Annotated in this window: 27 protein-coding genes; 11 read left to right on the top strand and 16 right to left on the bottom strand. The window is 31.9% G+C overall.

Going from position 1 to position 20318, the window contains the following annotated elements:
* Positions 1-348 precede the first annotated feature (348 nt).
* Both AAGG74_RS17705 and AAGG74_RS17700 read left to right on the top strand, forming a co-directional pair.
* On the top strand, positions 349-1131 hold the full coding sequence (locus AAGG74_RS17705; RefSeq protein ID WP_429676534.1) for a hypothetical protein: 783 nt from the start codon (positions 349-351) through the stop codon (positions 1129-1131).
* Positions 1132-1336: 205 nt separating this feature from the next.
* A complete protein-coding gene (locus AAGG74_RS17700; protein ID WP_429676533.1) occupies positions 1337-2056 on the top strand; it encodes a hypothetical protein in 720 nt (239 codons plus the stop codon).
* Positions 2057-2843: 787 nt separating this feature from the next.
* On the opposite strand, the gene AAGG74_RS17695 is transcribed toward AAGG74_RS17700, so the two are convergent.
* The 3 genes from AAGG74_RS17695 to AAGG74_RS17685 all read right to left on the bottom strand — a co-directional run bounded on the left by AAGG74_RS17695 (position 2844) and on the right by AAGG74_RS17685 (position 4891).
* A complete protein-coding gene (locus AAGG74_RS17695) occupies positions 2844-3317 on the bottom strand; it encodes a hypothetical protein (RefSeq protein WP_429676532.1) in 474 nt (157 codons plus the stop codon).
* Positions 3318-3465: 148 nt separating this feature from the next.
* Positions 3466-4635, bottom strand: coding sequence for a DUF2325 domain-containing protein (locus AAGG74_RS17690; protein ID WP_429676531.1), 1170 nt, complete (start codon positions 4633-4635; stop codon positions 3466-3468).
* Positions 4636-4720: 85 nt separating this feature from the next.
* Positions 4721-4891 carry a hypothetical protein gene (locus AAGG74_RS17685; protein WP_429676530.1) on the bottom strand — a complete coding sequence of 57 codons (171 nt, stop codon included), beginning with the start codon at positions 4889-4891 and terminating at the stop codon, positions 4721-4723.
* Between the two features lie 180 nt (positions 4892-5071).
* Between AAGG74_RS17685 and AAGG74_RS17680 the strand changes: the two genes are divergently transcribed.
* Positions 5072-5662 (top strand): hypothetical protein, encoded by a 591-nt coding sequence (locus AAGG74_RS17680; protein ID WP_429676529.1) that lies wholly within the window; start codon positions 5072-5074, stop codon positions 5660-5662.
* Positions 5663-5754: 92 nt separating this feature from the next.
* Here AAGG74_RS17680 and AAGG74_RS17675 read toward each other — a convergent pair whose 3' ends face one another.
* The 6 genes from AAGG74_RS17675 to AAGG74_RS17650 all read right to left on the bottom strand — a co-directional run bounded on the left by AAGG74_RS17675 (position 5755) and on the right by AAGG74_RS17650 (position 10307).
* Positions 5755-6207 (bottom strand): hypothetical protein, encoded by a 453-nt coding sequence (locus AAGG74_RS17675; RefSeq protein ID WP_429676528.1) that lies wholly within the window; start codon positions 6205-6207, stop codon positions 5755-5757.
* Positions 6208-6289: 82 nt separating this feature from the next.
* A complete protein-coding gene (locus AAGG74_RS17670) occupies positions 6290-6925 on the bottom strand; it encodes a Fic/DOC family protein (protein ID WP_429676527.1) in 636 nt (211 codons plus the stop codon).
* Positions 6922-7089, bottom strand: coding sequence for a hypothetical protein (locus AAGG74_RS17665; RefSeq protein WP_429676526.1), 168 nt, complete (start codon positions 7087-7089; stop codon positions 6922-6924). Before AAGG74_RS17665 ends, AAGG74_RS17670 begins: the two co-directional genes overlap by 4 nt.
* Positions 7090-7560: 471 nt before the next feature.
* Complete coding sequence (locus tag AAGG74_RS17660; RefSeq protein WP_429676525.1) at positions 7561-7920, bottom strand: DUF7007 domain-containing protein; 360 nt, start codon at positions 7918-7920, stop codon at positions 7561-7563.
* A gap of 90 nt (positions 7921-8010) precedes the next feature.
* Positions 8011-8460, bottom strand: coding sequence for a hypothetical protein (locus tag AAGG74_RS17655; RefSeq protein ID WP_429676524.1), 450 nt, complete (start codon positions 8458-8460; stop codon positions 8011-8013).
* Between the two features lie 269 nt (positions 8461-8729).
* Positions 8730-10307 (bottom strand): class I SAM-dependent methyltransferase, encoded by a 1578-nt coding sequence (locus AAGG74_RS17650; RefSeq protein ID WP_429676523.1) that lies wholly within the window; start codon positions 10305-10307, stop codon positions 8730-8732.
* A gap of 233 nt (positions 10308-10540) precedes the next feature.
* Between AAGG74_RS17650 and AAGG74_RS17645 the strand changes: the two genes are divergently transcribed.
* Positions 10541-10984, top strand: coding sequence for a helix-turn-helix domain-containing protein (locus AAGG74_RS17645; protein ID WP_429676522.1), 444 nt, complete (start codon positions 10541-10543; stop codon positions 10982-10984).
* 251 nt (positions 10985-11235) lie between these two features.
* Here the strand turns inward: AAGG74_RS17645 and AAGG74_RS17640 are convergent, their stop codons facing one another.
* From AAGG74_RS17640 to AAGG74_RS17630, 3 genes are all read right to left on the bottom strand, one after another.
* Complete coding sequence (locus AAGG74_RS17640) at positions 11236-11508, bottom strand: hypothetical protein (RefSeq protein WP_429676521.1); 273 nt, start codon at positions 11506-11508, stop codon at positions 11236-11238.
* A gap of 43 nt (positions 11509-11551) precedes the next feature.
* A complete protein-coding gene (locus tag AAGG74_RS17635; protein WP_429676520.1) occupies positions 11552-11797 on the bottom strand; it encodes a hypothetical protein in 246 nt (81 codons plus the stop codon).
* A 206-nt stretch (positions 11798-12003) separates the two neighbouring features.
* A complete protein-coding gene (locus tag AAGG74_RS17630) occupies positions 12004-13206 on the bottom strand; it encodes a response regulator aspartate phosphatase (RefSeq protein WP_429676519.1) in 1203 nt (400 codons plus the stop codon).
* A gap of 293 nt (positions 13207-13499) precedes the next feature.
* Between AAGG74_RS17630 and AAGG74_RS17625 the strand changes: the two genes are divergently transcribed.
* Both AAGG74_RS17625 and AAGG74_RS17620 read left to right on the top strand, forming a co-directional pair.
* Positions 13500-13916 (top strand): helix-turn-helix domain-containing protein, encoded by a 417-nt coding sequence (locus AAGG74_RS17625; RefSeq protein ID WP_429676518.1) that lies wholly within the window; start codon positions 13500-13502, stop codon positions 13914-13916.
* A 92-nt stretch (positions 13917-14008) separates the two neighbouring features.
* Positions 14009-14341 (top strand): YolD-like family protein, encoded by a 333-nt coding sequence (locus AAGG74_RS17620; RefSeq protein WP_429676517.1) that lies wholly within the window; start codon positions 14009-14011, stop codon positions 14339-14341.
* 33 nt (positions 14342-14374) lie between these two features.
* On the opposite strand, the gene AAGG74_RS17615 is transcribed toward AAGG74_RS17620, so the two are convergent.
* Both AAGG74_RS17615 and AAGG74_RS17610 read right to left on the bottom strand, forming a co-directional pair.
* The gene (locus AAGG74_RS17615) at positions 14375-14599 is read right to left on the bottom strand and encodes a hypothetical protein (RefSeq protein WP_429676516.1); all 225 of its coding nucleotides are present in this window, start codon (positions 14597-14599) and stop codon (positions 14375-14377) included.
* A 68-nt stretch (positions 14600-14667) separates the two neighbouring features.
* The gene (locus tag AAGG74_RS17610; protein WP_429676515.1) at positions 14668-15345 is read right to left on the bottom strand and encodes a hypothetical protein; all 678 of its coding nucleotides are present in this window, start codon (positions 15343-15345) and stop codon (positions 14668-14670) included.
* A 286-nt stretch (positions 15346-15631) separates the two neighbouring features.
* Between AAGG74_RS17610 and AAGG74_RS17605 the strand changes: the two genes are divergently transcribed.
* Positions 15632-15964 carry a hypothetical protein gene (locus AAGG74_RS17605; protein ID WP_429676514.1) on the top strand — a complete coding sequence of 111 codons (333 nt, stop codon included), beginning with the start codon at positions 15632-15634 and terminating at the stop codon, positions 15962-15964.
* Positions 15965-15989: 25 nt separating this feature from the next.
* Positions 15990-16550 (top strand): hypothetical protein, encoded by a 561-nt coding sequence (locus AAGG74_RS17600; protein ID WP_429676513.1) that lies wholly within the window; start codon positions 15990-15992, stop codon positions 16548-16550.
* 189 nt (positions 16551-16739) lie between these two features.
* Here the strand turns inward: AAGG74_RS17600 and AAGG74_RS17595 are convergent, their stop codons facing one another.
* Positions 16740-18110: an RNA-guided endonuclease TnpB family protein gene (locus tag AAGG74_RS17595; RefSeq protein WP_429676512.1), complete on the bottom strand. Its 1371-nt coding sequence runs from the start codon at positions 18108-18110 to the stop codon at positions 16740-16742.
* Between the two features lie 87 nt (positions 18111-18197).
* Here AAGG74_RS17595 and tnpA point away from each other — a divergent pair, with 87 nt between their 5' ends.
* The 3 genes from tnpA (at position 18198) to AAGG74_RS17580 (ending at position 19609) form a co-directional block, all read left to right on the top strand.
* The gene (gene tnpA, locus AAGG74_RS17590) at positions 18198-18620 is read left to right on the top strand and encodes an IS200/IS605 family transposase (RefSeq protein WP_429676511.1); all 423 of its coding nucleotides are present in this window, start codon (positions 18198-18200) and stop codon (positions 18618-18620) included.
* A 102-nt stretch (positions 18621-18722) separates the two neighbouring features.
* A complete protein-coding gene (locus AAGG74_RS17585; protein ID WP_429676510.1) occupies positions 18723-19106 on the top strand; it encodes a hypothetical protein in 384 nt (127 codons plus the stop codon).
* A gap of 98 nt (positions 19107-19204) precedes the next feature.
* Entirely contained in the window at positions 19205-19609 is a 405-nt protein-coding gene (locus AAGG74_RS17580) for a hypothetical protein (RefSeq protein WP_429676509.1), read from the top strand.
* A 56-nt stretch (positions 19610-19665) separates the two neighbouring features.
* On the opposite strand, the gene AAGG74_RS17575 is transcribed toward AAGG74_RS17580, so the two are convergent.
* Positions 19666-20313, bottom strand: coding sequence for a hypothetical protein (locus AAGG74_RS17575; RefSeq protein WP_429676508.1), 648 nt, complete (start codon positions 20311-20313; stop codon positions 19666-19668).
* Positions 20314-20318: the final 5 nt, after the last annotated feature.

The following is a 20318-nucleotide window of genomic DNA, read 5'->3' as shown; positions in this document are numbered from 1 at the left end:
TTTTTTATTAAAACCTCTTTTGCAATTGTGGCAGTTTTAAAAACATAGGGACTCCACATTGGGCTTTGTTTTAGCAAAAAAAGAACCATTTAATGTAATGGCTCTTGTGCGAAATCATTATGATAGTTAATCCGCTTCCTTATGGTTTGTTTCCTCTCATATCACAATATAAAAGGTGCTGCTCGCTTATTTGCAAGTGCACGAAGTCTAAGTAAAAAGTTAGTATTTAAGTTCCTTTGATTGAATTGGGGTAACCATCTACTTTGTTTCATATTTTGTGTTTTTTTCCCTATTTTATTTTATGGTGTATATTATTTGTAAAACGACTAAAGGAATGAATGCTAAAGTATGAAAAAACTCTATTATCATATAACCTTAGATTTAGATCACGATGGAACTTTTTATCCTAAATTACCTTCCTATATGTTTTCTTTCGAAGACATAAAAACGAATCGGATTTGTGTATCTGATAGTCTAAAAGGTTGTTTGAGTGCTTTCCCAAAATATCTTAATGAGGGAGACTATTTGAAGGTTTTTGTCATAGATACAAATAAACTTGGGATCACTAATGGAGAAATCAATTCTCCGGAAAAGTTGTATTCGAAAGAGCTGCTTAACGATTCTTTGATTACTAATGAATCGTGGATAACAAAAGAATTCACTGTGCCAAAAGAAGATCAGTATTTTATCAAATTAAGCTGGTTGGAGACTTCAGGGAGACAAGTATTTTCTAACTCAGTTTTCCATACTATTGCTAACGCCTATGAACAAGAAATTAGAAAAGTTTGTTCGATTGATGATGAAGTTATTAACTTTTTCGATGTGAGTGAATTTTTGGAGTTTAATCGAGAAGTTTATCAAAAATTTGAAAATGAGATCGATAACATTTCGATTGTAGCTGATTTTGGTATGAATAAAGACCGAGATGAAGAATCTCGAGAAATTTTTTTTGAAGACAGAGAAGACATTTTGATGAGATTAAAACAATTCATTGTTGAAGAGTATTCTACAGTAACAATCATTAGTTATACTGAAGAGGAGATGTTGATTGAAGTGCCTCCAAATACCGATGTATCTGGAATATTCTTATATCATAATCGTCTAACAAAAGACGATTTCATAACTGCTTAAGGAGATTGCATTCGAGGAATTGATAATTCTGAGCAAAGCCGTGCGAAAAAAATGGAAACACCTACAACAAATAAAACACTAAAAAGGTCTATTTTATAGATCTTTTTTATTTCAGTTTATAAAAAAACAAACATTTTTGGTTTATTTATCAAAATTGCTTTATGTAAGGTATTATTTTAAAAACAATTCAAAGGAGACGGTAACAATGAAATTAGTGCTTCCGCAAGCAGAAGAAAAACGGTATGAAAGAATTGAAGTTTGTCTTGGAGACAAAGTGAGAATGGCTGAATGGGACGGAATTGAAGTTGAAGGAACTGTCAGTAAAGTCTCGAAAGAACAGATTGAAGTTAAGGATGCTTCTTTCTTAGGTGGAGCTTATAGTGATGATGTGATGAATTATGAACAGCTTAAAGATAAAACTGAGTTTGCGTTCAATGTTAGAGACCTTGCTTTCTTAAAAGTAGCAACACTTGAGGATAATGGACCTTTAACACTTATAAATAAAGAACTTGCGCAAAATTATTGTGGGTCTGAATGTATATTGATGTCCCCCCTATTCCACGACTGGTACAAAGCTTATGTTAAAGATTTTAAAATGTTTGATAAATATAACGGCTATAAGATTAAGATTGACCCATCGTTAAGAGGATTATCGGTGTATGCTGTACCAAATAAAGAAACGATCGAACACGAAAAAAATCCTGAAGAATATTACAGTATCTATTTTTACAAAAACGGCAAATTACAGATGAGCAATATTTTTAGCTGCACGGCAGATAAACTTGATAAAAATGTTACTGAGAATTGCAATATGTTTAAATCTAGAACGGGTAATATTAAATTTGCATACAAGTTGACAGGAGAAAATAGAGAAGTATTAGAAAGAGGAACTGAAACTAAACGTTATTCGATTCAATTTCAATAAAATTTGTTATCGATGTTCCATAGGTTAATATAAAAATAAAGACAAGTCATTTATGACTTGTCTTTTGAGTTGATTGATACAGATTTGTTTCTTTTGGATAGAGATAAATCATATCCTGATGCATCGGCCAATAAACCTGTGTATCTAGTTTGGGAAGATCTTTTCCGCTCTCCTTTCTAGATATCGTTTTTAGAGCAACTGAAGATCTATTGGCTAATTCGCGTTAGGATAACTTCTGTTGTGAACGTTATGCCATTAGTTCTCCGCCTAATTCCATTCTTGTATATAGTAAAATGTCTTCCGCTTTTTGTTGCTCTCTAAGATCAAGATCATTGAATCCTGTACCTGCGTTGTTTTTGTGTTTTATTTCATTTTTACAGAAATAAATAGTGACCTTAGATGTTATCAACCACTATCATAAATATATAAATATAATTTTTCCGCAGTCAAAGGCCGTGTTTTTGATCATTTTTTAATTATTTTTATATATTGGAATAACATTAACCATTTTATTAAGAGAAGCGAAAACAAAAAGCGACCTTACATAATGAGGTCGCAAAAATATTTATTGAGCAATAATCTTTTTTGTTTCTTCTAAAAGATGCAAACTATTGATTCGTTCATTTTTGAACAACTCCGAAATCAAACTTAATTTTTCGAAATCAGAAAGTTGATGTTTTTGTTCAACTTCTTCGCATTCGTATACTTCATCTTGAAGTATTTCCAAAAATCGAGAGTGTATGTCTTTGTTTTCTTTGGATTCGTAACTCCAATTGTCAAGGGTTTTTCAGGCGAGTCTTAACAGATCATATGCATCTCTTTCCTCCCAACTTAAAACGCTTTTTGCAAGTCCAGGAAAAAATCTGTCTCTTTCGGTTTCAAATCCTAATGGAATATCGACTGATTCTCCATCTGCGGTATAGCAGATAAGATATACTTCTTCATCTCTATCAGCGTCACCAACGACTACATTTTCAATTTTCTTTTGGTGAATATGTTGATTATAATAATCTTGTAGTTTTACAAAATCCTCATCCGTTTCTACTCCAGCATCATCATCTTCTTCCCCTGCATATCTGAAATGGATTGGGTAAGTTTCAGAACCAATGGTAACATCAGCTTGTATATAGTGGTTTGCCTCTATGTCTTGTATTCCGGTGAATCTTTTTCCAACAAGAAGTGGTTTGAAGTGTGTTTCAAGCCTATTTGCATAAATTTTTGTAAATAAATCAAGTGAAATTTGACGTGAAATAGAACCCATATATTTTTCGATCTCCTTTTGTGTTCTTCTAATTTTTTATATTGTATCTAAGTTTTTATATTTTTTTAGAAAAAACGAAAAAGAATTTTTTCTTCTCCGCTCTTAAAAATAAAAAAAGAGGAACAAAAATTGTCCCTCTTTTTAAGTATTAAATAGCGTTTGTAATTATTTTTTGATCTAAAATGTTTAAGATCTCATTTAGAATTACATTCCGGCCTAGTTCCCAAATAGCTTTGAAAGGCTTATCGTAGTGTTTGCAATAAGCTTTGGTTTTATCCATCGTTGTGTGTCCAGAAACGCTATACAAGAAAATCACAACGTCTGATTTTTTAACTAGTGTTTCAATCCTTTCTGGCTTTTCGCCTCCGTCAGCCCAAAGAAATGAGCCTCCTCTTTCTTCTATCATTTGTTTATACTTGGTTTTTTGTGTTTCGTTACCAACAATTAATATAGATTTATCTGCTAGTGTTTGTTCTACCTCTTCTTTTTCGTCTGAAGAAGTAGAATTTTTTCTTTTTGTTTTTGAAATCTTTGTAGAATTAGTATTCTTTTCTTCTCCGTTCATTTCTTCTCCCATATTTTTGTGAAGCCAAATAACTCGTGCATCATCTGGTCTTCCCGCGGGATAGGCAATGTCTATTACGTCTCCTTCTTCAAGTTTAAATTCATTGATATCATATTCCTTAATAATAATAGTATGAGGAGCTTCATTATATCTAATAGCTCCGGACGTATAACTATTTGAAACGGTTAACATACCTGCTTCTTTTTCGACGAGACAATAATCGAGTTGTATTCTATTTGGACAATTCGGGTCCTCGGACTTCTTGGCTAGTTCGTAGTGATATTTTCCTTCTTCACCAATTGGTTCAGCATATACATAACAATTGTTTTCTAAACCGAGATCTCTGATTACAGATTCAGGGACATAAGCTTTTATTTCAGGTAAAGCACCAGCTTTAATATTACGTATAAACTTATACATTTTTCTTTCATTAACTTCATCAGCGCCATCGCTTTCGTTATCATTAGAAAGTTCGTGGTCTATGTTGTTATTTGCTTCGTTTGCTGTGCTCTGTTCATTAACTCTAGTGTTTATTGCTTCTAGTTCGTTGACAGCATCCGTTTCATTTCCTTCGGTTATAATTTTTTGTTGGATAAGATTCTGCCTAAAAATTTTAAAATCATATAATTGGTCCAAAAAATCAAAGTATTTATTTATATTGTTTCTACTTGCTTGAAGGTCGTCGTCAGTCATTTTTTGAATGATTTGAGTCATTTCAGACTTAAGTTTGGTTTTCGTTTCTTTATTAAGCATAGTGCTTATGCCTCCGTTATTTTTCTTATTTAACTTAGTGTCATTGTTATAGCATTTAGACAATACAACTTCTAATTATAATGTTTTAAAAACGTTCAACTAATTTCTTTACTTTTTCCTGGAATTCCTCTTCTGTGATCTCATTATTTAGTCTAGCTTTAACTAATTCTGTGTGATCGTTTTTCACTTCTAGGTTTTCAATTTCGTTTGATACTTTTGCTTGTTTCATTGCATTCTCTAATCGTTTTTCAGTCATTGTTTTCACCATCCTCTTTTCTTAATTATTATTATTTTACCATTAAAACCCCTATCGTGTAAGCAATCGCATTTCCTTTTTATATATTTACTTAAATATAATTTTTTTCAAAAAACATATTTTTTTCTTTCCATTTGCTATATTTATTCTTATTGTGTATAGAGATATGGGAGGTGTTAAATGTTTATTAAAAATGAAGTGAGGCTATTCTTTCTATCTATTGTGCACATTTATATTTATGCCGGTTTATTGTTAGTGTTCACTAAAGGGAGTTTGCCTTTGATTTTAGCAACACTAAGAGAGTTACTGTTTCTTTCGGTTTGGTTTCCTCCTGTTATTATAGTCATCTGTATCTTACTTCCCTTCTTTCTTTTAATGTATGTATTAAAGAAAAAGAAACAATACAGTTTGAAACGGAATATCTTATACATAATCTGTTCTTGGTTATTTTTTGGTGTAATCTACAATGCAATTTTAATTGGATATAAAACCATTGAACAAAATACAGTTTTCAACTCAGAAAGTATTAGTATTGCGAAAAAATATATTCCTATGGATAGCTGTATTTATAAGATTGACAAAAAATCTGCTTTAGATAATGATTGGAATGAAGGTAGCGGAATAACACAGAGTTATCCCATTTTATTTATTCAATACTCAGATAAGGTGAACGGACATTGCGTTGAGAAACCACAGAGATTAAAACGTTTCGAACTTCAAAATATGAATGGTAAGTGGTTATCGACAATAATGGCTTATCAAAATGAATAAAGAGCGCCTAATTTAGGTGCTCTTTATCAAATTAAATTATTTAAACTATATATTTACTTTGTCCATCATCAAAATTTAAAAGTGATGTTGTATCAATTATTGTTGTTTAACAAATAAATTATTTCCTCCTCGATTTCTTTCCTCAAATCGTTCTGATCTAAATTATATAATGTTCCGATTCCAGAGTTTTTAAAACCGCCATAGTAATACCATAATTCAATTGTGGCAGCATAAAAATCATCATCAACTTGAGGATCAAAGTTAATAGCAATCTGGGAGCGGTATTCTTTTTCTAAGCATCTATCGGATGTTAAATCATTAATCTCATCTCCATCTATATCCCGGCAAACCCAAATCTTTAAATTATGTTTGCCCTGTTGCTTGAATTTATTTGCATACTGGTTTTGAAGAGATATTCCGAGTTGTTCGCCGAAACGTTCTAATTCTTCTATCTTCTTTTTTAAGTCTAAGTTTATATTGTTATTAGGAATTTCTATATATTTTTTATTTGAATTTAATTCTTTCTTTTTAAAAAAGTGTTTCAAAAAATCTCTCCTTTAGTTTATTATTTTTGCGTTATGAACCTTAAAAAGAAAGACCTACCTAATAAGATCTTTCTTTAATGTTTTAAATGCTTTTTTGGATAATTTGGGACAGAATTTCTTCTAATTTTAAAGTGTTACTAACAGAAGCAATCATCGCCTCCATAAAATCATCTTTTTTGTTATCTAATAAGCCCCAGTCTAAATTATAACCGGCAGATAGAGATAACTGGCGAATAAATTCTCTGGTAGTCCGTCCATTACCCTCTCGAAACGGGTGTATTACATTCAGTTCCGCTAAGTAATAAGTTATTTTCCTGATAAATTCATCTAAGGATAATCCTTTGAGATAGTTGTCGTTTTTCAATTCAACATTTAGTAAATAATTTAAAGCACTTTCAACAAACCTGGCATTCGCAAACTGAAAGTTTCCCTTTGCGATATTTTCTTGACGAAATTCGCCTCTTATAGAAAGTTTCCCTTTAAGATTGGCAGCGGCCATTTCCATTTTATCAAGATATACATCTTGGAAAATGTGCTTATGTAAATCTTTTAGGTGTTCTATATTAAACTTGCCTATAACTCCTTCTTCTAAGGCAAGTTCGGACAATCTTCTATAAGTATGAATAGTTTCGAACTCATTTAGCTCTTTTTGAGAAGTTAAGTGTGCCTTGTTAATTAAAATGTCTTTATAATTATCATACGTATAGCGAGAATTCATTTCCATTTCTTCACCATTTCTAAAACCGCTTTAATGTAAACTGGTTCAGAAATTTCTCCTTTCAATCGTTTTTTTATTAATTCTTCTTGCTCTTTAGGAATGATGACTCCCTCTATCTCTAAATTGGATCTAGCTTGTTTCATAGCTTGTAAAATTGTAACCATACAACTCCTCGATTCCTTAAGTTTTATATAAATATAATGAGTGATTCCAATATGTCAAAGTGAAAAAACATAAAAGTTAACAGATTTCTGATTTTTATTTCGAATCAGTTAGTTAACATAATATAGCTATTGTAAATTAAAATAATGTGAAATAAAAAAGGCATACTAGCTGCCTTTTTTAAGTATATATGAAAGTAAATGCTTGATGAAGTTTAATACAATTACCTCTCCCCTATTGTTCCGAAACTTCGGCCATTTATATAAAGTATTAATATAAAGTAATATAACGTAATACAATATATTAATATTACACTGTAATGAGTTCACAATAAGACAAAAGGTTTAAATCTCTGTCCTCCGAGCGGTATGAAGAACTTTTAACAATGGTTTTCCCGATCAGCTGTAACCACTTTTATGATTGCTGCTTGGTTCGTTCTTATAGCATTAACATTAGATCGGGGTCGTGGCTTGCTATCTTCTCATCAGTTCGCGATAAGCTTTTGCGCCTTCTTCGTTAGGTGTTATTCCTCTTTCATTGAGATAATCTAAATTCCACATACTTAATGATTTTAATAATTGTTGTCTTGCATTTTCTCCAAATACGTCCTCTTGGATATCCTCTAACTCAAATGCTGGAATAGCAATATCGCAATCCTCTTCGTAAAATAAGTAGTTTCCCAACACCGTAGCTCTATTGATAGCTGCGGTGGATAGATTCTTTTCAGCAAACCCTTTACTAATTCTCATTCCTCCGTGTGAAGATGTTGTTACGATGGACACTCCTCTTTTGATAATTTTACAATGCTGAACTGCTCCCCAAGGTGTACTCATATTAAATCTCTCCTTATTTTTTTTTCTTATCTTAGCTCTTTTTTAGCGAAAAAGCAGAAAAAACAAAAAAATTCTCCGGGCGGAATTATATCAATTAATATGATGTTTGTTATATAATATATCTCTTATTTCACCTGTGGCGTAATCGTGTCCAAAGTCAACATAATAATTATATAGTCTTTTTCTAAATTCATCGTCTAAATCCTGATTGTAAAAGAAATTCTCTAATGAAAGGATTTCAATAAAAAAAACATCTCCAAACAAATCACCTGTTAAGAAGCGCTGTCCGTTAACAAATCCTCTGTAGTCATAAAAAGTTTGTAAAAGGTCATCTATCGATTTTACTCTAAGTCTTCCCTTTTTGGTTTGAAAAGTAATTTCGAACCCAGACAGATACACATCTTCAAAAAGTGTGTTGCCTGTTAAAGTTCCTTTTATTTCAACAATATCGTCGATCAAATAATCTAAATAATAATGTTCTTTTAGTTTGTTTAATAACCAATTTTTTTCTTTGTTTAACATTTTGGTTTGTAAGTTCATTTACAGCATTCTTCCCCTTTTGAATAGTTTCGAATAAATTTTAGATTCAGTAAGTATATAATTTCAAGAAGTGGGGAAAAATAAATCTTGTCCTCGCCCACTCTGTGTTTCAGTTTGTTAAATTGGCAAACTGAAACGAGTGAGGTCCGATAAGCCGTGAATTGATCTAAAAATCTTCACGTCTTATTTATATGAAGTGAATTGTGAATATAGAACTGTTAATCATCTAAAAAAGCTTCTCTAATAAGAGAAGCTTTAGGTTTTATATCTTAACCAATCAAAGCGAGTGCTTCTTGGTTGGTTATGTTAAAGTTAGGGCCATCATATAAATAAACTTCTTTATTTTTCAAGACCTTTTCATATTCTGTTTTGCCTTGATAATCATCGATAACGATTTGTTCTTCAGTTGTCATATCTTTATATTGTTTGTTTCCGTAACTTGGTGGAAGCCAACCTTTCTTGCGACTTCCGTAGAGATTGAATCTAGCTAATAGTTCTTCATTTGTAAATTCGATATGGCAGGTTCCCTTTTTGAAGAAGGTAACCATAAAGTATTTAAGCTGAATTTTCTTTGTGGTTCCTGTACGCTTAGCGTTCGCTAAATTCTCTTCTAAGTTTGAGTCATTTATAATTCCTCTGTCTAGATAGCTTAAGGCCTTTTCAATGTCATTTAATTTCTCTTTTACCTTATAACCGCATTCAAAGGATTGATTCCAAGTAGAAAAGGCATTTAAAGGAATGATGACTTTTTTGTTTATCTTCCAGCTTTTATTTGTTTTCCACCCATTGAAGTAATGAATATTGTTACCTGTTTGTGGGTGCCAATGGTGTTTGTGCGAGAATTCTTCGAATAGATTAATGATCGTATCCTCAACGCTTTGATTCATTAATCTGCTAATATCCTCTTGAAGTTGATAAATGTTGTATAGTGAAAAATCATATTTCACTAATTCTTTTATTTTTTCGTAATATTCTCTCCGAAGATTAGTTGTGAATAACTTGTTAAATTGGTCGCTCTGAAATAAAGTGTACCAATATTTATATCTAACGGATTCGATAAAACTGTTTATTTTGCTATTGGTGGTGGATGATAAGTTATCTCCGTTAATATTTAAAGTTAAGATCGAATTCTTATAAGAATCCTCCTTGAAGGAAGTAAGAATATACGGAGACATTAGCTGAAATTCATTGATCAGCTGCACTCCTGCTTTCACTTCAAAATTGTATTTTTCTACAATTTGTTCTAGAAAATCGGTTGTTGAAAGCTCAGTATCATCCAAGTTCATTTCTTTTGTAATATGAATGTTTTCCTCAGCTCTCAGATTGTCTAAAAGAACACTATTTTTCATTTTAGGTATTCTCACCTTAATGAGAGCGACCTCAACCATTGTTTTACGTTCTGCCTCTGCGAATGCTTCTTCAAGGAATTCAATTTCTGCATTGTATTCCTCAAGTTTCCTTAAAAGATCTTTTTTTGCATTAGAGTGTGGATTCTTGATTGTTTCAGCGTTCAATAAACATACAACCTGGCCTCCGCTTTTCTGCATATCCAAGGCTTTTAATAAGTGTTTATCACCGTTACTAAATGGTGGGTTTAAGATAATCAAGTCGTATTTCTTATATGTATTGAATGTTAAAAAATCGTCGTGTACAACTCTAAAATTCTCGCCTTTAAGTATATGCCTTAATTTTTCATCAATCTCAATTACATCTATATCCAAGTTTTCAGAGTGATATTTAGATTTATATAGATTGAACTTTTTCAGAACAGCTGTGGCAATATCTCCTTTTCCCGCGCTTGGTTCTAGAACGCTTTTTAACTTCTTAAAATTAACTCCATCTAACATCTTCTCAATAACATCGTTTGGTGTTGGATAAAATTCAGTGTGCGTGAACATAACTTAAACTCCCCTTGATCTTTTTTTAGATTATATATGTTTTTTTAAAAAAATATATTTTTTTAAAAAATAATTGAATTTATAATAAAGTTTCTTTAATATAAACATTAATCAAAGAGATATATTAGGGAAATCACTATTTAGATGTTTTGACAAACTATACGGAAAAGGTTGTTGAAAAGATGAAAAGAGGTATTGTGCAAGACATTATTGATGGGGCGAACACTCAGATTAATCCAGTGGTATTAGAGACTGCGGGAATTTTGAAGGACTGTTATTTTGTTTGGAAGATAGATGAAAGACGTAAAGAGCGCGGGATATCTCAAAAGGATCTAGCTAAGTTAACAGGGCTAAGAACAGGGACAATATCAAACTGGGAAAATGGTAAGCAAGGAGGCGTTATTAATTTAACAATATTGCTTACTTTAATGTCTGCGCTTCAGGTTACAAAGATATCTGATATTGTTGAAATAAGGGTTACTCCTAACATTGAGGGTGAGTTTGGAGGAGCACGAAACGAATGGATCTCATCTAAAGAAATGCCGTTTAAAATAAAAGAAATGTTTCATAAAAATATTAAAAAGAAAAATGCAATTCTTAATCTAAAACATACTGAACAAATATAATTACATAATAAAAAAGACTTTCTTGTAAGAAGGTCTTTTTAATATTTTATTTTTTGATCTCTGTTTGAACCTAAAAGGTTTTTTTCTGTATTGGGGAACTTTTAGAAAACCAAAATAAATAACGTTCTTATAACATTCTTTTGGTGTGATGTTTTTCTTGTTGAATTTCTTGTTTTTTGCGCTGTTTATTGCTTATTTTCGGACAAAAAAGGAAAAGACAATGGTTGATTTCTCCATTGCCTTTTTATCAGTTATTTCTCGGAATGTAAGCCAAATCGTATAAAAGTATCCATTTGATTTTCATTCAATTCTTGAAATCTTGAAATTTCTAATGCTTGGCCGCTAGTGGGATCAATATATTTCTTCGATTTTTCAATAGTTACTGTTTTCAAATTCCAAAAACTTTTGAAGTGATCATCTACTGCGTCTTCAAGAGATCTCCCTCCTAAAGCAATGGCTACAGGCGATCCTTGAATTTTATGATTTCCAATTAAAACGTCATACTTAACAAGAACAAATTCCAAGACTTCATCCTCCTAAAATTGAAAAAGTGCAATTACTAAATGTTTAATTTTTTAATCTTCCTAGAAACCAAATGATTAAGAAATTCATCGCAGCCATACCAATAAATAGAACAGAAAATGCTAACAAGTTTCCAAAGAATAATGGTTTAAAGTCTCCGTAAATAGGTTCGGAAACATTTGATAAGGTAATGATATAGAATACAAAAGCCATCCAATAGCAAAATTTTATATCTTTTAGTAGGCTTTTTATTTTCTCCTTTGTAAACTTTTTGCGATTTTTATTTTTCATAATTCATTCCTCTTAAATTTAAAAATATGATGTTTAAATTCATATAAAAAACAGAGATGAATTAAAAAAGGCCCCTATTGAAGGGGCTCTTCACCAATCAAGTTTCCATTCTTTCTGCTACTTTGAATGTTCCGCTCTGAGTATGGAGAAGTGAAGTTCCTAATGTTCCGGCTGCACCAAGTAAAAGAACCGCGCAAATTAATAATTTAGTTTTCATATTGCATCTCTCCCCTTTTAATGTTTTTTCTACCTTTTATGGACCAACGGTAAAACTCGTTAGCCCCATCGAATTCACCCTTCTTGGTCAGTAACTCAGCAACCTCAATACCGTATTCCTCCATATCCGGATAATGCCTATGCTTATCGAAGAACTCGAACGCTTCAGTTATCACTGAATAGTCTGACTTCAGAAAAAGGCCTTCGACGATTTTGAGTTTTTCTTTAATCAAATCAATTCCGTGCTGATCGGCAATTTGTTTTGATTCTTTGTAATATGTTTCTGCTCCTGAAATATCCCCCTTCTTCCCAGTGATGAAAGAAATCAAGAACAAGGCTCTCGCTATATATGCCTCATTAGCGTCAGGGATTTCAAGGGATTTGAGGAAGTATTGGGTTGCTACGTCAAGTTCTTCCATCTGATTATAACATAAACCGAGGTTAAAAAGGGCTTTTCTGCGCAAATGGCTCGCATTTTTTTCGGTTCCGTCAAGATCTTTGGCATCTTCTAAAGCTTTCTGGGCGAAATGTAAAGCCTCTTGAGATCTATGATTGTCCAGCCAATTACCTGAAATGACAAATTGACATTGTATTTTTCTTTCAACATATGTAGGCTTTCCATCTTCGGTTTTGTCGCAGTTAGAAAATATTCTGTAAGCGCGTTGGGCATAATTCATTGAGAAATAAGTTTGTTTCATATGATAGAATACTTCTGACAGTTTGAAATAGAATTCTGCTTTTTCTAGCTCTATATCGTCGCCTTCTATTTCATCAAGATATTTTTCCGCAAATCGGTAAAAACTAAGTGAATCGATTAACTCACCCTGCTTGAAATGAAACATCCCAGTGAAAAAGTTGTAATAATACTCGAGCAATGATGTTAGTTTTGAGTGATTTTTGGATAAATTTTTGTATTGATTATTGACGTCTTTAGCTTTCTTCTCGGAAATCTCATTTTTTATTTTCGGGTACTTATATTCAAGCATTAATTGGTGACGAAGTTCCAATAAACTAAAGTATAAACATACATCTTGATTTTCTTGCATCTTATGGGCATTAGGATCAACTATTGGTCGGAGTTCCATTTGAAGTTCTTCTGCTTTCCCCACCCATTCATTTTTAATGGCTTTGTAGTATTGGTTTAATTTAATGGCGACGTTCTCATAGGGAATCAATGTTTCTTCAGTGGCCAACTTATACACCCCTTTACAAATAATCATTACCATATATTAATAATTATAGCACAGATTGGGTAGGTGGAAAGATGCGTATTTGAACGTTTTGAAATTTTTTGAATAATTTGTTTTGACTATGAACACTTAAATTGCCTATTTAAGATGTGTATTCCTAGCTACGTCGTTTACCTTATATGTACTAAGTTCTTCTATATGACAATTTTATTTGGATGTTTATTTATTTTTTGCTTTGAATAAAGTTATTTGTATGTATTATTAAGGTAGACTAAATGAAGAAGGAAGTAGTTTATATGAAAAAAGAGACGGTAGAAAATATAATTGAAGGAATGCATAAACTAACGAATCCAACTGTTAAAGCGACTGTAAGTGTTCTTGAAGAATGTTATCTGGTATGGAAAATAGACGAAAGAAGAAAAGAACGCGGACTAACGCAACAGCAATTGGCTAAAATGACGGGGCTACGTCCAGCTACTATTTCAAAATGGGAAAATGGAAAGCAAGGTATTGATGTTAACTTCACTATATTTTTTACAATAATGGCAGCTTTAAATATTACTAAATTGTCCGATATTGTAGAGGTTAGAATTCCACCCGAAATGAACGATCGTTTTGAATCAAATAGTAATGAATGGATTTCTGATAAAAGAATTCCTTTCCAAGTCCTTGAGATGCAGCACGAAATAGCTATGAAAGCTGCTCAAAAATAAAAAAACAAAAGACTTCCTTATTTCAGGAAGTCTTTTTTTATTGCTGCCGGTTACTTATCAACGTACATAATAAAAATAAAGGAGTGAAGACTATGAAAAAAGATGAAGTAAATATTAAATGGCAAGGTTTTTTTGTTCCAGAACATATTCAAGCTTTGAGAGAACGACAGAAAGAGCAAAAAGAAAAATCTCCTGTCTTAGATGAACAAAAACTTGAAGAAATGAACAGTATAGTGGCCGAGGGAATGGAACATAACATCCCTTTAAGCTTTAATGTTTATAATGAAAAACTTGGACACTTCGAAAATATAAATGGATTAGTTCATTATGTTGATGCTCAAAACAAACAATTTAGAGTAATGGATAGTGAAGAAAATATCCGTTTAATTTCTTTTGATAAAATAGCCGATATCTCTATGAACTAAAAAAAGACCATTATAAAATGGTCTTTAATATTTTTATTTGTTCAGATGACGAAGAGAAAATTCAAACAAAATGGGAACTTCCATTAGATGTATCGGGTAATCTATACCTTCGACTTGAGACATAAAATCTTGTCTTAACTTGCGTACTACACCATCAGCATCTAAAACACTAGACTCTCTCCATTTAATGATTTCTTTGATTGCTTGTTTGAGTTCATCGGTAGAGAGCTCTTTTGCGAGTTCTTCAATCGTTTTCATTGAAATAAGTTCTCCTTTTCTTATGTTTTTTTAAATTCATAAATAAAATATATTTTTCCGCGGCTTTATTATTCATTTTCCCAAATCGCAATGAAGTTATCATCGCTGTGTTGTGATCTAGACAAGATCCAAGGTTCTTTGATTTCTCTGTGCTTTAATTCAAGGAGCGGTTTTTTACTATGAACGTGTTTATTACCGACAAAAATATACTTATTGATATTTGATAATAGTGTTTCTTCATTAACGCCGAATTCACTTCCTCCTCTCCAATGTTGGTCTGGATTATACTTATGTGTAACCCAGGCTGCGATCACATTTTCTGGTTGATATTTTCGAACAGCTGCTAAAGCATCTAATTTCTCTACATTTTCCCCATAAGGGACAATTGTTTGTTGTAAGAGTTCATAATGGGCCTTAACTTCTGGTCTATGTTGCAAATAATTATCTGTTCCTTTGATGCCCAAAGACTTTGCTATAGTTCCGTTGCCAGATCCAATTTCGATTGTTGAAATGTAATCTTCTTTAATTTCCTCATAAATGAATGAAATTAATTCTTTGGTAGGTATCGAATAAAATCCTTTTTTTACGCAAAAAGTGGTTAAATGTGTTTGGGGTACTTCTTTTAGATCTTCGTAAGAAAGAATTTTCAGGTTCCCTTTTTCATCGAGTAATAATTCATCTAAATAAGAAACATCTTGTTTTTCAATGAAGGAAAAATCAAATGATCCAAGATTAACGTTTACCAATACTAAATCCTCCTAAGAATAGTTATAGAATTAATATACATCATTTATTTTTTTATAAAATAAATTCTCTAAAAAAACTGATTTATGGTGATTTTAAGATTGATTGTTTTGTTATTCTTTTATTCGCTATGCTTTATCAATTACTATCTGAATTTGTGGCATTTTTTATAATCTTGTTAACCTTTTCAAAAAAAGGTTAACATTAAAAGGATAATGATGTACAATCATCATATCATCCCGTTTTTATACAAGAGTTTTAGTGTTTGGAAAAGGAGATGGATAAGTAATGAACAAAAAAATTGTTATTACCACTTTAGTAATAGTTGCGATAATCTTAGCTGGTATTATATCAGTCAACTTTTTTTATAATTACCAAGCTAAAAAAATAGCATCTAAGACGGAAACTTATTTAATCACTGAAGAAAATAAGAAAAAAGAAGATCTTAAAGAAGTAAAAGGCATTCGATCTAAAGTTGGAGACTATGGGATTTTGGTTAGAGTCATTTATAAAAACAAGCCAAACATACATTACTTCTACATATCAAACAATGGCAAAATTCAATATGAAGGGAAGGAGGATTTGAGTAAAGCCAAAGATCCTGTTCTCAATAAAAAATGATTGATAAAACAAAGGAGGAACAATTTTGTTTGTTCGTATTTTGACTGTCTGTTTAGTGGTTTTAGGTTGTTTGTTCACTTCTGGATTACAATCAGCTGAAGCAGTTAAATACAGCAATGGTCAGACAGCAAAAGCTGGTGATGTTTTAATTTCAAAAAAGTCATTAGACAATTATTTGGTTGGTCACGCTGCTATAGTTGGAGGAGATGGCTCGACTGCAATAGAGGTTTATAAGGGTCGATCTACCGTGAAAAGTTCTAAACTGGGTGATTGGTTCAAAAAACAAGACAGAGGATACAACGTAATGCGTTACAAAAATTCCGGCATAGCAAGCGGTGCTGGAGCTTGGGCGAGTTATAATGTGGGAGCTAAGTATAACTATAAGATTGTTTCCACTTCAGCTCTGAGAGACTGGAAAGACCTATATTGTTCCAAGTTTGTTTATCAAGCGTTCTATTTTAGTGGTGGAGTTAAACTTAAAATGATAGGAGATCAAGGTGAGATGTGGGAGTATCCCCCAACATCAAGCTGGGTGATCAATCCAAACTTAATGACTGTTATGGAAAACTTCACTCGAGTTAAGTAACAAAAGAGCATATTCTCGGGCGAAAAATAGTGGGTTTAAAAAGGAGATAAGTAAAACTTATCTCCTTTTGGTATATAGTTATTTAAATTTTCACCTAATTTTCACCTTTTCTTTGAAGTTTGTTGATCAGTGAACCTCCCCGACTAAATCAAAGATTATAGTCAGGGCATCATTTGACTTAAATACGGTCTACGCAAGCTGTTTAGCACCTTCGGTGCTTAATGCCTGATGTAAACTAATGAATGAAGCCAAAGTCAGCCGAGTTCTAGTTGCCAGAGAAGGAATTTTTGCCTCCACAGACAACCTTTTCTTTTCAGAAAAGGATTTAAGAAGTTCTCTAATAAAATATCGAGCTCCGATATTATAAGTTGCATTTAAATCAGCGTGATAGACTTTGCCTGTTTGGAAAACGGCAAGGTCTTTTTTGCTATTTCTAGTCAGTTCACCTGATCCGTCAAAAGCTAGTGCAGATGTGTATTTTGCGTTCACACGACGAATACGCATACCACGATAATGGGCCATTTCTTCTACTTTGTTTTGGATGCCAAGCTTGCACCAATGGTGCAACCTATGACGAAGTTTCTTGGATCCATAATAACCTTTTGGCATTTTCATTTTCCCAAGGTACTCAAATACAATTGCGTCTGCATTAAATTCCTCTGCAAACTTGATGATTTCAGAAGAAGTGTTGTTAATAATGTGTTTCTGCAATCCATTTATTTTGCGCCAGAAATGAGGTGCAGCAATTTTGCCAGAATGAGATTGTGCCTTTTTCAGTTTGTTTACTTTCGTTTTTAAACGGTCTTTTTCTAATGGTTGATTGATAAACTTTCGTCCAATGACAGTTCCATCAAAACGCATAGCTGAACAAACTGCTGAATTAGTTAGACCTAAGTCAACAGCTACAATCACTTGATCTCGTAATTTTGTTTTATGTAAAGAAATCTTTTTGCTGTAAGAGAAGTTTAAAAAGTACTTTTTCCCGACTTTAATAAGCGTCGGACTATTTTCTTTCCAACTCTTATCGACTCTGTTTTTTAGGTTTTTATCGTTGAAAACGACTGTTTCCCAAACCCAGTCATTGTTTTTGAAAACTTTAATTTGTGCCTCGTTTTTAGAAATTTGATTAAACATATTATTTTTATAAAAAACCGGAAATGCCTCGTGTCCGAAGCTTAAAACAGGCGGGATCTTCTTGAACTTCTTTCCTTCGGAAAGAACCTGCTGTCGTTCCTCTTTCCAGTTTTCTAAATTAGAACGATAACTTTTCACAATCCCGAATGCTTTAGAGATCGCAGATCTCCTAAAGTAAGAAGGAAATTTATAAAACTTAACTGAGAAATCATACTTTGGCGAAGGATTGAACTTTGTTCGATGGATTAATTTCTCGACAGCTGTTACACAGGATTTTGTGCTCAAACTACCTAAACTATTAAATTCAGAATCAATTACACACACGATAAAACTTAAAGCTTCTCGATATACAATGAGTGTTTGCTCAAACGTTTTTTCTCCGTGAGATAGAATTTTACACTTAATCGTTTTAGTTTGTTCTGCCATCGAACTAATCCTCCTTTCCAAACGTATGTTTTATGATATAATCTTAATACATAATACATTTAGTTGTAAAGGAATGATAGCCGTATAATGTATGAATTTAATAGGAATAGACACTCTGTTTATAGTCTTAACTATCATTTAGTTGTTGTCACAAAATATAGAAAAAAATGCATCTCTGAAGAGATGCTAAATCGTTTAATAGAGATAGCAAATAATGTTTTTTCTTCGTTTAAATGTGAATTAATAGAAATAAACGGAGAAGAAGATCACATACATCTCTTGTTTAAAGCTCCTCCTCAAGTACAATTATCAAAGTTGATAAACAATTTTAAGACAGTATCTTCTCGATATATTAGAAAAGAGTATCAACAGGAGCTGGCTAAATTCTATTGGAAACCCTATTTTTGGAGCAATAGCTATATGATTTTTTCTGTCGGGGGAGCTCCTTTGGAAGTGATAAAAAGGTATATAGAAAACCAAGGTGAAAATTCCTCGGCTAACCCCTCCTAAACGCTACGCGCTATAGAAGGGGAATGCGCCGAGTTGTTTCGTTCAAAATGTTCAATAATTTGCAGTAAAATAAGATAAAATGATTAAGGTGTTGGGAAAAGGATGAGGCCTCTATACAAAGAAACATTGGAATTAGTTGAAGTTAAAATTAAGGATTCCAAAAAATTCATTACATCTAAAAAGATATTAAACCTTGTAAGTTTCTTAGTTTATTTTTCACTAATTGCTTTTAACGCAAAATTTTTAATTTCTAATATTGTTTCTCAGGATAAAACATTAATTTTATTTTCTTGCATTTCCCTATTTGCTTTAACTATGATGTTAAAGGTTCTCTATAGATTTTCGGATGAAATGAAAGGTGCTATTTCTGTTGAAAAACAAAGAATAGAGAAACTAGAAAAAATTAAAGTTTTAATTAATGATAAACAACTGACAGATATTAAATTAAAGGAGAAAATTAAAAACATCCTTGTTGATTTAAAATGAAAAACTTTGACCAGGAATATAGCAGTGAGTCCTGATCTGCTTCAGTATTCGTTCATAAAATGCATTAAATAAACAATGCGTATTATTTGGAGGTTTAAATGGAGTTACCTAATGCCAAAGAAATGTTGAAATTGATTAATGAACAAATAAATGAATATAAAGAGTTGAACAAATTAAGAAAAAGAAAAAAACTTATTTATAATTTAGTTTTTTATTTAGCGGTAACTCTAAATGCACTATGTCTCATTTCAAATATTCTCTATCACAATAAGACACAACTATTACTACATACTGTTACTCTTTTATGTCTTGCGGCTGCTTATAAATTTTTTCTTCGACTTATAGATGCATTAAATGGTTTAATCGATGATGACAAGGAAACGATAGGGAAATTAGAAGAAATTAAGAAGCTAAATGTTGGTATGCAAGTAATAAAACAGAATGTAGACGAAATTAACGGAAAAATAGCTAAGATTAGGGAAACTGATGATTTAAAGAATTGATTACGTTAATACAACAGAAAAAGATGCCTCTTGGCATCTTTTTTTATAATATAGATTTATATAAGGGTATTTTCAAAAGAAAATAATTCTTTGTTTTTTTCTTTTAGAAGGTTGATTAACGCTATATCGTCTGTATCTGAATAATACCTTTGAATTAATTTTTCGCTAAGTATATTGTTTGTCCCTTTTTCTTTGAGTACCTTTTGCACAGCATATTCAGAAATGGGATTTGTAAATTCGACACTTATAGGATATTCATTATATTTTTCCTCATATAAATTGAAGAAGTGTGACAAGAGTTTATGTGAAAGTCCGTATCCACGATAATTTCGAAAAATGATAATGAGGTCTAAATGAAGAAGTTTATCTAAATGACCGCAAATACTTCTGTTTTCCTTTTTAGCACAGATAAAGGTATCTTCTAAAGAAACCTTTTCGTGTAAAGAAAAATCTATTTTCCCTAATGTTTCTTGATCACCATTAATACCTTTTTGGGTACACAGAAAAAGTATAAAGCGCTGACGGGACTTACCTCCTTCTATTTTTTTATCATATTCTCTTAAGGAGAACTTCAAATTTTCCGCTTTTATTGCCATTTCTATTTTCTTTTGCTTCTCAATTTGCTGCTTTTTTTCAAATTCATTCTTCTTTTCAAGATCTTCAGGAGAAAAATTAAATAAATCATCAATCCAGCTGTTTATCATAGGAT

It is taken from the genome of Bacillus mexicanus (genome assembly GCF_050445615.1).
Classification (GTDB): domain Bacteria; phylum Bacillota; class Bacilli; order Bacillales; family Bacillaceae; genus Bacillus; species Bacillus mexicanus.
Note: the sequence above shows the minus strand (reverse complement) of the source record. Positions and strands in the feature narration are given on the sequence as shown.